Below are 15,214 nucleotides of genomic sequence, written 5' to 3'. Positions count from 1 at the left end.
TCCTTGTTGAACATGATTATCGTTCACGGTAACGCACGGGAGAGGAGCGGTATGCCCGAGGGACACGGGACGGGACTGACGCTGGTCACCGGCGCCGACCGCGCCGCGACGGCCGCGGTGGCGGCGGCGGTGCGCCCGGTGGGCGGGGTGCTCGTCGCCCACGACCTGCGCGGGCTCGGCGAGGGTGTGGTCCACCGCCGCCTGGTCGACGACGACGGCGCGCGCGACGAGGTGCTCGAGCTCGCCCACGGCTGCGTGGCCTGCACCCTGCGCGAGGACCTCCTGCCGCTGCTCCTGCGCCTGGCCCGCGATCCCGCCGTCGGCCACGTCGTGCTCCTGCTCGACCCCGGCATGGAGCCCGAGGCCGTGACCGAGGCGCTGCACGCGCTCGTCCCCGCGGGTGCGGACGCCCCGCTCGCCGCGGTCCTCGCCCTGCGCGGCGTCGTCGGCGTGCTCGACGCCGCGTCCTGGCTCGACGACGCCGGCGGCGACGACGCCCTGGTCGACCGCGGCCTCGGGCTGACCGCCGACGACGAGCGCACGGTGGCCCAGATGGTGGTGGGCCAGGCCGAGCACGCCGACGTCCTCGTCGTCGCCGGCCGGTGCCCGTCGCCGTGGGAGCGCGTGCGCCTCGACGCCGTCCTCGACCGCCTCGCCCCGCGCGCGGTGCGCCTGACGGTGGCCGACTCGCCCGCGAGCGCCCCCGCGGTCGCCGCGGACCTCGGTGCCGAGGTCGTCGCGCGCCTGGCCGACCTGCCCGCCGACGCCCGCCGCGGCGTGCCCGTCGACGCGCACGCGCCGCTGCTGCGCGGGCAGCCGCCGCTGGCCGGCGACGCCGGGGTCTCGCTGCTGCACGTCGGGCACCGCCGCCCGTTCCACCCCGAGCGACTGCACGCCGCGGTCGACGTCCTGCTCCACGGCACGATCCGCGTCCGCGGGCGCCTCTGGGTCGCCTCGCAGCCCGAGCACGTGCTGTGGCTCGAGTCGGCGGGCGGCGCGCTGCAGATCGGCCACGCGGGCACGTGGCTCGCCGCGGCCGACGGGGCCGAGACCTGGGACGACGTCGACGACGAGCGCCGGGCCGCGGCCGCCCTGCGGTGGGACGACCGCTTCGGCGACCGCGAGCAGCAGCTCGTCGTCCTCGTCCACGACGCCGACCCCGCCGGCATCGTCGAGGCCCTCGACGCGGCGCTGCTCACCGACGCCGAGCTCGCCCGCGGGGAGGCGTCCTGGCGCCGGCTCCCCGACCCGTTCGGGCACCGCCACGCCGACCCGTGCGACGACCTGCCCGGCGGCGTGGAGAGCGAGCCGGGCCGTCGCGAGGGAGGGGCGCCGTGAGCGACAGGACCGGCAGCACCGTCGGGTTCACCGCCGTCTACTGCGGCAGCGACGGCTGTCCGCACCACCAGCGCCCCGCCCCCGACCGCGACGCCGTCGGCGAGGCGCTGCGCGGCACGGTCCGCCGCTGCCCGCACGGGATCCTGGTCTCGGCCGCGTGCCTGACGACGGCGGCCTGCGCCCACGGCACCGCCCCGCACGGTGCGGGCGGGCTCGTCCTCGTGCAGCCGTGCGACCACACCCGCGCGCCCACCGGGCCGGCCGTCGTGGCCGGTCCGCTGCACGAGCCCGCCGACGTCGACGACCTCTGCACCTGGCTCGCCGGGGGCGTCGACCACCCGCCCCCCGAGCACCTGCGAGCGATGTAGGACGCCGCGGTGGTCCAGCTCCGCTGCGCTCCGTGTCCTGCCGTGGCAGCGTCGGGGCGTGACGGACGTCCGCGACCCGGCGACCCCGACCGCACCGACCCGGGCCCGGGCGGGCGCGGTCGCGATGGTGCTCGTCGGGCAGTTCTCCGTGCAGTTCGGCGCGGCGGCGGCGACGGGGCTGTTCGACCGGGTCGGGCCGATCGGTGCGGTGTCGCTGCGGCTGGCGTTCGCGGCGCTGGCGCTCCTCGTGGTCTGCCGGCCCCGCCTGCGCGGGCGCAGCCGCCGCGACTGGACCCTCGTCGTCGGGTTCGGCGTGGCCCTCGCGGGCATGAACACCCTGATCTACGAGGCGATCGCGCGGATCCCGCTCGGGGCAGCCGTGACGATCGAGGTGCTGGGCCCGCTCGTCCTCTCGGTGGTCGCGTCACGCCGGGCGTCGAGCTGGCTGTGGGCGGCGCTCGCGCTCGCGGGGGTCGCGCTGCTCGGCCGCGGCGGGCTCGCGGGCCTGACCGTCACCGGGGCGCTGTTCGCGCTCGGCGCGGCGACGATGTGGGCCGCCTACATCCTCGCCTCGCAGCGCGCCGGCGGGCGCTTCGACCGCCTCGACGGGCTGGCGCTGGCGATGACGGTCGGCGCCGTGCTCACCCTCCCGCTCGGGGTCGTGGCGGGCGGGTCGGCGATGGTCGACCCGGTGGTGCTCGGGTGGGGCGCGGCCGTGGCGCTGCTGTCCTCGCTCGTGCCCTACAGCCTCGAGCTGCTCGCGCTGCGGCGCCTGCCGACCGCGGCGTTCTCGGTGCTCATGAGCCTTGCGCCGGCGGTCGCCGCGACCGCCGGGTTCGTCGTGCTGGGCCAGGAGCTGACGCCGGTCTCGGCGCTGGCGATCGGGATGGTCGTGGTCGCGAGCATCGGGGCGGTCCGTCAGTCCAGGCCCACGAGCCGCAGGTAGGCCGCGACCGCGTCGTCGGCGAGCCGCACCCGGGTCGCCGCGTCGGCGTGCTCGGCGACCTCGGCGAACCGCCGCACGATGCCCGTGATCGCCTCGGACAGCGCGGGGGCGCCGAGGGCCGGGCGGGACCGGCCGGCGGCGGCGAGGCGCTCGACGAAGCGCGCGTTGCGGCGGTGGACGCGCGCGAGGAGGTCGTCGCGGGCGGCGGCGACGGCGGGGTCGGTGCGGGCGCGCTGGTCGATCGCGGCGAGCAGCGGCAGGTGGCGCACGTGCAGCTCGAGGTAGGAGGTGATCACCGCGCGGGCGACGGGCGCCGGGTCGCCGGTGTCGGGGACCTCCTGCGCGGCGAGGAACGCGTCGCGGACCTCCTCGACGAGCGCGGTGAAGATCGCCTCCTTGGTGTCGAAGTAGGCGTACACCGTGGGGCGCGTGACGCCGGCGGCCGCCGCGATCCGCCCGATGCTCGCCGCGCCCACGCCCTCGTCGGCGAACACCCGCGACGCGGCGGCGAGGACGGCCGTGCGGGTGCTCACCACGTGTCCACGAGCGGGTGGCGGGGCGGTCGCTCGTCGCCCGCGGTGTCGAGCGCGGCGAGCACGACGTCGCGGGTCGCGGCCGGGTCGATGACGTCGTCGACCTCGAACACGCTCGCCACCGACAGGCCCTTGCCGCGCTCGTAGTACGCGCCGACGAGCTCGTCGAAGCGGGCCTTCCGCGCCGCGCCGGACAGGGCCTCGAGCTCCTGGCGGTAGCCCAGGTGCACCGCGCCCTCGAGCCCCATGCCGCCGAACTCCGACGTCGGCCACGCCGTGGTGATCACCGGGCGGTGCAGGTGCCCGCCCGCCATCGCCATCGCGCCGAGCCCGTAGCCCTTGCGCAGCACGACGCAGACGAGCGGGACCCGCGCGTTGGCGCCCGCGACGAACATCCGCGAGAACTTCCGCACCGTCGCCGTCCGCTCGGCGTCGGGGCCGACCATGAAGCCCGGGGTGTCGCACAGCGAGACCACCGGCAGCCCCCGCGCGTCGCAGAGCTGCAGGAACCGCGCGGCCTTCTCCGCGGCGGGCGCGTCGATCGCCCCACCCAGGTGGCGCGGGTCGTTGGCGAGCACGCCGACGGGTCGACCGCCGATGCGCGCGAGCGCGGTGACGATGCCGAGGCCGAACTCCGGGCGCAGCTCCAGCACCGTGTCGGGGTCGGCGAGGGTCGTGAGCACGGGACGCACGTCGTAGACGCGCAGCCGGTTCTCGGGGACGGCGTGGCGCAGGAGCCGCTGGTCGTGCGGCTCCGGGGCGGCGGTCGCTCCCGTGCACAGCCCCAGGTAGCGCCTCGCCACGTCCACCGCGGCCGCCTCGTCGTCGACGAGCACGTCGAGCACGCCGTTCGGGCCCTGCACGCTCGCCGGGCCGACGTCGCCCGGTGTGACCGACCCGAGCCCGCCGCCCTCGATCATCGCGGGCCCGCCCATGCCCAGCGACAGGTCCCGGGTGCCGACGATCAGCTCCGCGCAGCCGGCGAGGGCGGCGTTGCCGGCGAAGCAGTACCCGGCGACGATCGCGACCGATGGCACCCGCCCCGACAGCCGCGCGAACAGCGCGAACGTCTCGACGTCGAGGCTCGCGACGGCGGTGGTGTCGGTGTCGCCGGGCCGCCCGCCGCCGCCCTCGGCGAAGAGCACGACGGGCAGGGCGTGGTCGAGCGCGAGCCGCAGGAGCCGGTCGGTCTTGGCGTGGTTGAGGACGCCCTGGGTGCCCGCGAGCACGGTGTAGTCGTAGGCGAGGACCGCGACGCGGCGACCGTCGACCGTGCCGGTGCCGGTGACGATGCCGTCGGCGGGGGTGCGGGCGACGAGGTCGTCGAACGCCCGCCGCCGGCGCTGCGCGGCCACCGTCAGCGCGCCGTACTCGACGAAGCTGCCCGCGTCGAGGAGGTCCGCGAGGTTCTCCCGCGCGGTGCGCCGCCCGACGTCGCGACGCTTGGCGACGGCCTGCGGGCGTGCCTCGTCGGTGGTGAGGCGGTGGCGCTCGAGGGTCTCGGCGAGGTCGGGGCGGACGTGGTCGGGGTCGGCGGCCGCGGTGTCCTCGGCGGCGGCACCCTCGGCGTCGCCCGGGCCCAGCAGCGCGAGCACCGTGCCCGCGGTGACGTCGTCGCCGACCGCGACCCGCACGTCGTCGACCGTCCCGGCCCGCGGCGCGGCCACGACGTGCTCCATCTTCATCGCCTCGAGCACGAGCACCGTGGCGCCGGCGCCGACCGCCGTCCCCGCCGGGCGCTCGACGGCCACGACCACGCCGGCGGTGGGGGCGCGGAGGGCGAGGGCGTCGCCGCCGTCGGGGACGTCCTCGAGGGGCGCCGGGTCGGCCAGCTCCGCGGCGTGGCGATCGACGAACCCGGTGTCGACGACGGCGTGCCGGTACCGGTCGAGCAGCGCGGTGAGCACGCCGAGGTTGGTGGCGACGCCCGCGACGTCGAAGGCGCGCAGGACGCGGGCGGCGCGGGCGAGGACCGTCGCGGGCACGCCGGCGGGGTCGTGGACGACGACCTTGGCCAGCAGCGAGTCGTAGCGGGGGCTGACGGTGTACCCGGGCCGGCCGTGGGTCTCGATCCGCACCCCGCGGCCGGTCGGCGGGGAGAAGCGCTCGAGCGTCCCGGCCTGCGGGGTGACCGAGCCGTCGGCGCCGAGCGTCTCGGTGCACACCCGCGCCTGGACGGCCGTGCCGCGGCGCGCCGGCACCGGGTCGAGCCCGGCCGCACGCAGGTCCGCGCCGTCGGCGAGGCGGAGCTGGGCGGCGACGAGGTCGATCCCGAGCACCTCCTCGGTGACCGTGTGCTCGACCTGCAGGCGCGGGTTGACCTCGAGGAACGCCGTCGTCGCCCCGTCGACGAGGAACTCGACCGTCGCGAGCCCCCGCAGCCCCACCGGCGCGGCGATCCGGCGCGCGGCGTCGTGCAGCCGCTCGCGCACGTCGTCGTCGAGGCCCGGGGCCGGTGCGATCTCGACGAGCTTCTGGTGCCGGCGCTGGACGCTGCAGTCGCGGTCGCCGAGCACCACGACGTCGGTCCCGTCACCCGCGACCTGCACCTCGACGTGCCGGGCGCGGGGGAGGAGCCGCTCGACGAACACCGCCGGGTCGCCGAACGCCGCGGCCGCCTCGGAGGAGGCGCGGTCCAGGGCGTCGACCAGCGCCGCGGGGTCGTGCACCGCCCGCATGCCGCGCCCACCGCCCCCGGCGACGGCCTTGACCATGACCGCCGCGCCGGGGCCGAGACCCTCGAGGAACGTGCGCGCCTGGTCGGGCGTCGTCGGTGGCGCGGTCGCGGCCAGCACGTCCACGCCCACGGACCGGGCGTGCTCGCGGGCGCGGGCCTTGTCGCCGCAGAGCTCGAGCACCTCCGGCGAGGGGCCGACGAACGTGATCCCCGCGTCCGCGCAGGCCCGCGCCAGGGCCGGGTTCTCGGACAGGAAGCCGTAGCCGGGGTGCAGGGCGTCCGCCCCGGCCTTCGTCGCCGCGGCCACGACCGCCTCGACGTCGAGGTAGGCCGCGGGGCCGGCACCGGGGAGCTCGACGGCGTCGTCGGCGGCGGCGACGTGGGCGGTGGTGCGGTCGTCGGCGGGGGCGATCGCGACGGTCGCCAGGCCGAGGTCGGCGGCCGTGGCGAGCACGCGCAGCGCCACCTCGCCCCGGTTGGCGACGAGCAGGCGGATCACGACGCGAGCCCGGGGCGTCCCATGGCCCCGGACTTTACAACCTTGTCAAGTCAGCGCTGGGCGCGCTCGGCGAGCTCCTGGAGGAAGCGGGGGATGCGCCCGGCGCCGAAGTCGTAGAACCGCGCCCACGTCGGCGTGATCGCGATCCGGGCCATCTGCGGGTACATGGCCCGCACGGCCTGCTCGAACCCGGCGGCGGCCTCCGGGTCCATGCTGATCCGGGACGCGGCGAGGTACTCCTCCACGACGCCGTCGACGATCTCGACCTCCGCCCGCCCGCGGATCGACAGGGCCCGCGCACCGCCGGGGGTGTCGCCGCGGTCGATGGAGACGGCCACGTCCGGGCGGGCCGCGAGCGCCGCGACCTTCGGCGACGTGGTGGCGGTGGACACGACCACCTGGCTCCCGGTCCAGAAGAAGCCGACCGGGATCACCCGCGGGGTGCCGTCCCCGCCGGTGTACGCGAGGTGGGCCATGGCGGTCGTCGTCAGCAGCTCCTGCGCACCCGGCGCGGACAGTTCCTCGGTGACCTCGTGCTGGTCCATGGCGGCGCTCCCTGGCTCGTCGGTCGTGACCTCGGTGGTCCGACACCTCCGGGACGGAGCCGACGGCGTGTTCTCGACAGGTCTCAGCAGACGGCGAGCAGACGGGTCCGGATCGCCGCGCCGCGCTCGGCGAACCGCCGCTGGGCGGCCGCGTACTCGGCCTTGCCCTCCGGGGTCTCGATGCGGACGGGGTTGTGGCCGTGGTCGGCGAGGTCGTAGGGCGAGGCGCGCATGTCGAGCACGCGGATGTCGCGGGCGAGCGTGAAGGCGTCGAGCAGCAGCTCGCCGGGCACGAGCGGGCCGAGCTTGTCCGCCCACTTGTAGAGGTCCATCCCGGCGTGCAGGCACCCGGGCTGCTCGAGCTCGACCTGGCGCTCCCGGGTCGGGGTGACGGCGTTGCGGGGGGCGGCGTCCGCGGTGAAGAACCGGAAGGCGTCGTGGTGCGAGCACCGGAGACGGTGCGCCTCGACGACCGCGTCCGTGCCGGCGGCGCCGAGGCGCAGCGGGACGGGGTGCCGGGTGTGCTGGTCGCGGTAGACCATCGCCCACTCGTGCAGCCCGAAGCAGCCGAGCTGGGCCGGGCGCGCGGCCGTGGCGCGCAGCAGGCCCGCGACGAAGGTGATCGTCGCGGCGCGCTCGGCCCGCAGCGTCGCGTGGTCCACCCGCACGCCCCGGGCGTCGGCGACGTAGTGCCGCCACGCCGCGCGCTCGTCGGCGTCGGCCAGGACCACCCCGGCTCCCGGGTGCCAGCGCCGCAGCCGGGACGGGCGGGTCGGGTAGTAGGTGTAGAGGAAGTCCTCGACGGGGTGCGCCTCGCCGCGGGCCCTCCGCGCCCGGTGCCCGGCGGTCAGCGCGTCGGCCCGCGCCGCGTGCGCGTCGGCCCGCGCCCGCCACTGCTGCGCGTCCAGCACCTCCACCCCGACCATGGTGCCAGCGGGGTGTGACCGGGCGGCCGGGTTGTGGGGCCCGCGGGCGGGGAAGCCGCGCGGGTCGGGCCGAGCCCCGGCGGTACGGGGGGCCCGATGGCACAGGACCAGGCCGAGGAACGGTGGCGGCCCGCCCGGGCCCCGATCGCGCTGGACGACGTGCTCGCGTGGGTGCAGGGCCTCGACCCCACGGCCCGCCTGGTCGGCGACGCGGCGCCGGGTGTGCGGGTGGACGGGCTGACCTGCGACAGCCGGACCGCAGCCCCCGGCGACCTGTTCGTGGCCCTGCCCGGCGCCAGCCTCCACGGCGTCGACCGCGCGCCCGACGCGCGGCGCGCCGGGGCCGTGGCGGTGCTCGCCGACCGGCCCGCGGCCGGGCTGCCGACGCTGCTCGTCCGCGACGCCCGCGACCTGCTCGGGCCGCTGTCGGCGTGGCTGCACGGCGAGCCGTCGCGCGCCGTCGCGGTCCACGGCGTGACGGGCACGAACGGCAAGACGAGCACGGCGCACCTGCTCGCGGCCGCCCTCGCCGCCGGCGGGCGTCCGACCGCCCTGGCCGGCACCCTCGGGATGCGCACTCCTCGGCGACGCCGCGAGAGCCGGCGCACGACCGCGGAGGCGCCGGTGGTGCAGGAGCTGCTTGCCACCGCCCGGGACGACGGCGCGACCGACGTCGTGCTCGAGGTGTCCAGCCACGCGCTCGCCCTGGACCGGGTCGTGGGGACACGGTTCCGCACCGCCGTCTTCACGAACCTCAGCCCGGACCACCTCGAGCTGCACCACGACGTCGAGTCCTACTACGCGGCCAAGGCCTCGCTCTTCGTGCCCGAGCGCACCGACCTGGCGGTCATCGGGGTCGACGACGAGCACGGGCGCCGCCTCGCCCGGGAGACCCGCTGCCCGGTCGTCACCGTCTCCGCCGCCGGCCGCGACGCGACGTGGTGGGCCGGGTCCTGCCGGGTCGGGCTCGACGGCAGCACCTTCCGCCTCGTCGGCCCCGGGACCGACCGGTGGGTGCGGCTGCGCCTGCTCGGCGCCCACCAGGTCGACAACGCGCTCGCCGCGATCGTCGCGGCCGTGGCCTCCGGGGTCGCGGTGGACGACGCCGTCGCCGGGGTCGAGGCGCTCGACGGCGTCCCGGGGCGGCTGGAGCGGATCGACGCGGGCCAGCCGTTCGCCGCCTTCGTCGACTTCGCGCACAACCCGGGCGGGCACCGGCGCCTGCTGCCGTTCCTGCGGTCGCTCACCGAGGGCCGGGTGGTGGTCGTCCTCGGGCTGACCGGCGAGCGGGACCCGGCCAAGCGTGCGGAGCTCGGCGCGGTCGTGGCGGGCGCCGCCGACGTGGTCGTCGTGACCGACGAGAGCGCGCACTCGGAGGACCCGGCCGCCCTGCGCGCCGCGCTCGCCGAGGCGGCGCGGGCGCGCCACGGGGCGGCGGTGCACGTCGAGGCCGACCGCGGGCGGGCCCTCGCGCTCGCCGTCGACGCGGCCGGCCCGGGTGACGTGCTCGTCGTGGTCGGGCGCGGGACCGACACCGAGATGGTGGCCGGCACGACGCGGCGGCCCTTCGACGACCGCGCCGTGCTCCGGGCCGCCCTCGGGGCCCGGGCCCGTCCCGTGACCGCATCGGTGCAGACGCGGTCGGACGGGGTGTGGCATGGGTAACCGCCAGGGTCATCGTCCGCGTCGCTCCCGAGGAGGTCACCGATGACCGACCAGCCGACCGACCGCTCCACCGTCGTCCCCGACGCCGCCCAGCTGCACGGGGAATCGCCCGAGGGCGACCAGCCGAACCCGGAGGACGTCCTGCCGATCGGCGAGGCGAGCGAGACCGAGCACCTCGTCGAGGGCGACGAGCAGGGCTGACCCGCTCCCCGATCCCGCCCGGCGCACGCCCGCCGGTCGGGAGGACCCTGGGGGCGTGAGCGAGACGAGTGCACCCACCGACGCGTCGCCCGTGGCCCGCGAGCCGCAGCCCGGCGACCGGGCCACGGGGCTCGGCTCCTGGCCGGGCACCGAGCCGGGCGAGGCCGCGCGCACGATCGTCGGTGAGCTCCCCGGCCTGCCCTACGTCCCCGAGCTGCCCGCGCGCGGGGTCGGCGCGGACATGGTCGGGCGCACCGCCGGCCTGCTCGTCGACCTCGCCGTCGAGGTGTGGCCCTCGGGGTACCGCGTGGCGCGCCGGCCCGGCGGCGACCACCGGCGCGCGGTCGAGCTGCTCGCCCGTGACGTCGACGCGCTCGACGAGGCGCTCGGCGAGGCCGGTGCCACCCCGCCCGCCGTGAAGTGCCAGGTCGCGGGCCCGTGGACGCTCGCGGCCGGGGTCGAGCTGCGCTCCGGGCACCGCGTGCTCACCGACCGCGGCGCGCTCGCCGAGTTCGCCGCCAGCCTCGGCGAGGGCCTGCGCACCCACGTCGGCGAGCTGACGCGGCGCACCCAGGCGCCCGTGGTCGTGCAGATCGACGAGCCGACGCTGCCCGCCGTCCTCGCCGGCTCGCTGAGGACACCCTCGGGGTACGGGACGGTCGGCGCGGTGCCCGGCGCCGAGGCCCGCACACTGCTCGCGGGGGCGGTCACGGCGGCCCGGCAGGCCGGCGCCGCGGAGGTCGTCGTCCACTGCTGCCACCCGACCCCGCCGCTGGCCCTGATCGGCGCGACCGGCCCCGACGCGGTGGCGGTCGACGTCGGCGCCCTCGGCGGCGCTCGGGACGCGCAGCGGAGCGGAGCCGGACCCGTCGACGCGGTACCCAAGGACGTCCTCGACGCGCTCGGCGAGCTCTGGGAGGGCGGCACGGAACTGTGGCTCGGGATCGTGCCCTCGACCGATCCGTCGGCGGGTGCCGAGCTCGGCGACCTCGCCCGTCCCGCCCTCGACCTCGCCGACCGCCTCGGCTTCGACCGCGCCCGCCTCGCCGACCGGGCCGTCGTCACCCCCACCTGCGGTCTCGCCGGCGCGAGCCCGGCCTGGGCACGGCGGGCGACGAGCACCACCGTCGAGCTGGCCCGCGCCTTCGCCGACCCGCCGGACAGCTGGTGATCGCTGCTCACTGCGGGGCCGGATACTGAGCGGCGTGCGGATCGGACTGGTCGGCGGCGGTTTCGCCGCCCTGCGCGGGGCCCTGGAGACGGCGTTCGACGAGGTCGGCTGGACCGGGGTCGAGATCGTCGACGTGCCCGTCGAGGTGCCCGCGGCCGGCCTGTCGCCCGTCGACGTCCTGTGCCCCATGGGCAGCACGATCTCCGCCGCGTTGATGGACGCGACGACGCCGCGGATGATCCAGCAGTTCGGCGTCGGGCTGTCGGGGGTCGACCTCGACGCGGCGGCCGCGCGCGGGCTGCCGGTCGACAACGTCTCGGGTGCCCAGTCTGGCAACGCCGTCGCGGTCGCCGAGGTCGCCCTGCTGCTCCTGCTCGCGCTGCTGCGCCGCTACGAGGAGGCGCGGGCGAACGTCGCGAAGGAGCTGGTGGGCGAGCCGTCCGGGCGCATGCTCGCCGGGCGCACGGTGGGCGTGCTGGGCGTCGGTGACATCGGCGCGGAGGTGATCACGCGGCTGCGCGCCTTCGACGCCCGGCCCGTCGGCATCGGCCGCCGCCCCCGGGCCGAGACGCCGCGGGCCGCCGACCTGCTCGACGACGAGCACTACCACCGCACCGAGGACCTCGTCGCCGCCCTGGCCCGCTGCGACGACCTCGTCGTCGCCTGCCCGCTCACGCCGCAGACGCGGGGCATCGTGGGCCCCGACGCCCTGGCCGCCCTGCGTCCCGGCGGCCACGTCGTCAACGTCGCGCGCGGGCCCGTCGTCGACCACGACGCCCTGCTCACCGCCCTGCGCTCCGGGCACCTCGCCGGCGCGGGCCTCGACGTCACCTGGGTCGAGCCGATCGACCCCGACGACCCGCTGCTCGCCCAGAACGTGCTCGTCACCCCGCACGTCGGCGGCGTCACCGAGACCTCCTACGCGGGCATCGCGCGCGGCTTCGTCGCGTCGGTGGAGCGACACCTCGGACGGGGCGACCGACGGTTCGCCGTCGGGGTGCCCGGCTAATCTCGGCGCTGTGACCAGCACGGACCAGACCGACGTGCCCACCGACGCCGTCCAGCGCCACCGCGAGCTGTCGGAGGTCGTGGCCGACCACCAGTTCCGCTACTACGTGCTCGACGCCCCGATCGTCTCCGACGGGGAGTTCGACGAGCTGTTCGTCGAGCTGCAGCGCCTGGAGGAGCAGTACCCCTCGCTGGTCACGCCGGCCTCGCCCACGCAGCGGGTCGGCGGCGGGTTCTCCACCGACTTCGTCGCGGTCGACCACCTCGAGCGCATGCTCTCGCTCGACAACGCGTTCGCCGGCGAGGAGCTGCGCGAGTGGGTGCTGCGGGTGCAGCGCGAGCTCGACTTCCCCACCGAGGAGCTGCTCTACCTCTGCGAGCTCAAGATCGACGGGCTCGCGGTGAACCTGCTCTACGAGAACGGCCACCTCACGCGCGCGCTCACCCGCGGTGACGGGCGCACCGGCGAGGACATCACGCTCAACATGCGCACCCTGGCCGACGTGCCCACCGAGCTGACGGGCACCGAGGAGTTCCCGGTGCCCGAGCTCATGGAGGTCCGCGGCGAGGTGTTCTTCCGGCTCGCCGACTTCGAGGAGCTCAACGCCGGGCTCGTCGCGGCGGGCAAGCAGCCGTTCGCCAACCCGCGCAACTCCGCCGCCGGGTCGCTGCGCCAGAAGGACCCGCGGGTCACGGCGACGCGCCCGCTGCGGATGATCTGCCACGGGCTGGGCAAGCGGCGCGGCTTCACCCCCGAGCGCCAGTCGCAGGCCTACGACGCGCTGGCGGCCTGGGGGCTGCCGGTGTCGGCGCACACCCGCGTGCTCCACGGCGTCGATGCGGTCCTCGAGCACGTCGAGTACTGGGGCGAGCACCGCCACGAGGCCGATCACGAGATCGACGGCGTCGTCGTCAAGGTCGACGACGTCGCGCTGCAGCGGCGGCTGGGGTCGACGGCGCGGGCGCCGCGCTGGGCGATCGCCTACAAGTACCCGCCCGAGGAGGCCACCACGACGCTGCGCAACATCAGCGTCAACGTCGGGCGCACCGGGCGCGTCACCCCGTTCGCCGAGATGGACCCGGTGCTGGTCGCGGGCTCGACGGTGTCGCTCGCGACGCTGCACAACGCGGGCGAGGTCGAGCGCAAGGGCGTGCTCATCGGCGACCGGGTGATCATCCGCAAGGCCGGCGACGTCATCCCCGAGGTGCTCGGGCCCGTGGTCGAGGCGCGCACCGGCGACGAGTACGCGTTCGTCATGCCCACCCACTGCCCGGAGTGCGGCACCGAGCTGCGCCAGATGCGCGAGGGCGACAAGGACCTGCGCTGCCCCAACGCCCGCTCCTGTCCCGCGCAGCTGCGGGAGCGCCTGTTCCACGTCGCGGGTCGCGGCGCCTTCGACATCGAGGTGCTCGGCTACGAGGCGGCCACCGCGCTGCTCGACGCGGGCGTGGTGCAGGACGAGGGCGACGTCTTCCGTCTCACCGAGGACGACCTCGTCCGGGTCGACCTGTTCCGCACCAAGGCGGGCAACGTCTCCGCCAACGGCCGCAAGCTGCTGACCAACCTCGAGACCGCGAAGCACCGCCCGCTGTGGAAGGTGCTGGTCGGGCTGTCCATCCGGCACGTCGGACCCACCGCGGCCCAGGCGCTCGCGCGCCACTTCCGGTCGATCGACGCCATCGACGCGGCGAGCGAGGAGGAGCTCGCCGCGGTCGACGGCGTCGGGCCGACGATCGCGCACGGGGTCCGGGAGTGGTTCTCCGTCGACTGGCACCGCGAGGTCGTCGAGAAGTGGCGCGCGGCGGGGGTGGAGCTCGCCGAGGAGATCGACGAGTCGACGCCCCGCACGCTGGAGGGCCTCTCGATCGTGGTCACGGGGTCGCTGCCCACGTTCTCCCGCGACGAGGCGAAGGAGGCGATCCTCGCCCGCGGCGGGCGCGCGGCCGGGTCGGTGTCGAAGAAGACGGCGTTCCTCGTGGTCGGCGACGAGCCGGGCTCGAAGTACGACAAGGCGGTCGCGGCCGGGGTGCCGATCCTCGACGAGGACGGGTTCCGGGTGCTGCTCGCCGACGGCCCGGAGGCGGCGGCGGGCGCCGCGGTCGACACCTCGGCCGACGGTGGCGCCGGCGGGGACGCGGCCGGCTGAGAGGCCGGCGACCGCGGGGCGTGCACGGATGAGAGACCCGGCACCCATCTGAGAGTCCCCGCATGCATCCGCACGTGCATCGGGCACACTCACACCGTCGGGTGACCGCGCGTACGACCGTCCGGGTGGCTCTCGCGGTCCGACGGGCCCGGGACCCGGGACGCCGTCGGCTCGCCGTTGCCCTCGTCGTGCGCAGCGTCGAAGCTGGACCCCTCGGGCAGGCCCGGGGTCGGAGAGGGAGAGGGGAGGGACGCCGCGGTGCTGCAGTGCTGCCCCAACGGTGCCCGCCCCGCCGACGTCTACCCGGCGGTGCCGATGAGCCCGCGGCACCTCGCCCGTGACGCCCGCGCCGTGTCCCTCCTCGGCGTCCAGAGCCTGCACGTGCACCCGCGCGACCGGGACGGCCAGGAGAGCCTCGATCCGCGCGTCATCGGCACGGTCGTCGACACCATCCGTCGCGAGGCGCCCGAGCTCGAGATCGGCGTCACCACCGCGCGCTGGGTCGAGCCGGACCCCCTCAAACGCACCGAGATCATCGGCCAGTGGGGCCGCCTGCCCCGCCACGCCCGCCCGGACGTCGCGTCGGTGAACGTGCACGAGCGCGGCTGGCAGCGGGTCTGCGCGGCCCTCGACGCGGTGGACATCGGCGTCGAGCTGGGGGTGTGGACCACGGGCGACGCCGTGCAGCTCAAGCAGGCCGGCCTTCCGCGCGGCACGGTGCGGGTGCTCGCCGAGGTCACCGTCACCGACCCGGACACCGCCGTCGCCGAGGCCGTGCGCATCCTCAAGGCGCTGGGACCCGTGCCGGCGCCGATCCTCCTGCACGGCGAGGAGGCGGGCGCCTGGCCGGTGCTCGAGTACGCCAAGCGCAACAACCTCGACACCCGCATCGGCTTCGAGGACACGCTCAAGGGCCCCGACGGCACCTGGCTCGCGACGGGCAACGAAGAGCTCGTGCGCTACGCGCTGGGCCACGACGTCGGCGGGCGCTACGAGCGGCGCCGCAACGGCGGCGCGCGCGGTGGCGGGCTGCGCTCGTCGGGCCTGTGGCCGGGCTCGCGCGCCGAGCACCGCCGCTGACGCTCCTGTCCTCGGGCAGATGCCACTCCGCGCCTGATCGCACACCCTGCGGCGTCCCGGGCGCCCTTCGGAGACGGAAATACACAAAGCGTCATCGAATTGACGTTCAA

General features: G+C 76.6%; 13 protein-coding genes. 9 read left to right on the top strand and 4 right to left on the bottom strand.

Annotated elements, in window-relative coordinates; all coding sequences use genetic code 11:
- The first annotated feature begins 51 nt into the window (after positions 1-51).
- Genes mrf through PGB27_RS26825 form a run of 3 tightly spaced genes read left to right on the top strand, consistent with a single transcriptional unit; the run spans position 52 to position 2,652 of the window.
- Positions 52-1,338: a ribosome hibernation factor-recruiting GTPase MRF gene (gene mrf, locus PGB27_RS26835; protein WP_274203510.1), complete on the top strand. Its 1,287-nt coding sequence runs from the start codon at positions 52-54 to the stop codon at positions 1,336-1,338.
- Positions 1,335-1,706: a hypothetical protein gene (locus PGB27_RS26830; protein ID WP_274203509.1), complete on the top strand. Its 372-nt coding sequence runs from the start codon at positions 1,335-1,337 to the stop codon at positions 1,704-1,706. Before mrf ends, PGB27_RS26830 begins: the two co-directional genes overlap by 4 nt.
- 58 nt (positions 1,707-1,764) lie before the next feature.
- On the top strand, positions 1,765-2,652 hold the full coding sequence (locus PGB27_RS26825) for an EamA family transporter (RefSeq protein ID WP_274203508.1): 888 nt from the start codon (positions 1,765-1,767) through the stop codon (positions 2,650-2,652).
- On the opposite strand, the gene PGB27_RS26820 is transcribed toward PGB27_RS26825, so the two are convergent.
- From PGB27_RS26820 to PGB27_RS26805, 4 genes are all read right to left on the bottom strand, one after another.
- Positions 2,625-3,185: a TetR/AcrR family transcriptional regulator gene (locus tag PGB27_RS26820; protein WP_274203507.1), complete on the bottom strand. Its 561-nt coding sequence runs from the start codon at positions 3,183-3,185 to the stop codon at positions 2,625-2,627. The two genes, PGB27_RS26825 and PGB27_RS26820, sit on opposite strands and share 28 nt — an antisense overlap.
- Positions 3,182-6,361, bottom strand: coding sequence for an acetyl-CoA carboxylase family protein (locus tag PGB27_RS26815; RefSeq protein WP_274203506.1), 3,180 nt, complete (start codon positions 6,359-6,361; stop codon positions 3,182-3,184). Before PGB27_RS26815 ends, PGB27_RS26820 begins: the two co-directional genes overlap by 4 nt.
- Before the next feature lie 50 nt (positions 6,362-6,411).
- Positions 6,412-6,906 carry a pyridoxamine 5'-phosphate oxidase family protein gene (locus PGB27_RS26810; RefSeq protein WP_274203505.1) on the bottom strand — a complete coding sequence of 165 codons (495 nt, stop codon included), beginning with the start codon at positions 6,904-6,906 and terminating at the stop codon, positions 6,412-6,414.
- Between the two features lie 83 nt (positions 6,907-6,989).
- Positions 6,990-7,832, bottom strand: coding sequence for a 3-methyladenine DNA glycosylase (locus PGB27_RS26805; protein WP_274203504.1), 843 nt, complete (start codon positions 7,830-7,832; stop codon positions 6,990-6,992).
- Positions 7,833-7,928: 96 nt separating this feature from the next.
- Here PGB27_RS26805 and PGB27_RS26800 point away from each other — a divergent pair, with 96 nt between their 5' ends.
- The 6 genes from PGB27_RS26800 (at position 7,929) to PGB27_RS26775 (ending at position 15,104) form a co-directional block, all read left to right on the top strand.
- The gene (locus PGB27_RS26800; protein WP_274203503.1) at positions 7,929-9,497 is read left to right on the top strand and encodes a Mur ligase family protein; all 1,569 of its coding nucleotides are present in this window, start codon (positions 7,929-7,931) and stop codon (positions 9,495-9,497) included.
- Between the two features lie 42 nt (positions 9,498-9,539).
- Positions 9,540-9,698: a hypothetical protein gene (locus PGB27_RS26795; RefSeq protein ID WP_274203502.1), complete on the top strand. Its 159-nt coding sequence runs from the start codon at positions 9,540-9,542 to the stop codon at positions 9,696-9,698.
- 91 nt (positions 9,699-9,789) lie between these two features.
- On the top strand, positions 9,790-10,869 hold the full coding sequence (locus PGB27_RS26790) for a uroporphyrinogen decarboxylase/cobalamine-independent methonine synthase family protein (protein ID WP_274203531.1): 1,080 nt from the start codon (positions 9,790-9,792) through the stop codon (positions 10,867-10,869).
- 34 nt (positions 10,870-10,903) lie between these two features.
- Entirely contained in the window at positions 10,904-11,878 is a 975-nt protein-coding gene (locus PGB27_RS26785) for an NAD(P)-dependent oxidoreductase (RefSeq protein ID WP_274203501.1), read from the top strand.
- A gap of 10 nt (positions 11,879-11,888) precedes the next feature.
- A complete protein-coding gene (gene ligA, locus PGB27_RS26780) occupies positions 11,889-14,024 on the top strand; it encodes an NAD-dependent DNA ligase LigA (protein ID WP_274203500.1) in 2,136 nt (711 codons plus the stop codon).
- A 258-nt stretch (positions 14,025-14,282) separates the two neighbouring features.
- Positions 14,283-15,104, top strand: coding sequence for a 3-keto-5-aminohexanoate cleavage protein (locus tag PGB27_RS26775; RefSeq protein ID WP_274203499.1), 822 nt, complete (start codon positions 14,283-14,285; stop codon positions 15,102-15,104).
- Positions 15,105-15,214 lie beyond the last annotated feature (110 nt).

It is taken from the genome of Actinomycetospora lemnae (genome assembly GCF_028737315.1).
In the GTDB taxonomy this organism is placed as follows: Bacteria; Actinomycetota; Actinomycetes; order Mycobacteriales; family Pseudonocardiaceae; genus Actinomycetospora; species Actinomycetospora lemnae.
The sequence above is the reverse complement of the archived record's forward strand: the minus strand, read 5'-3'. Positions and strand labels throughout refer to the sequence as shown.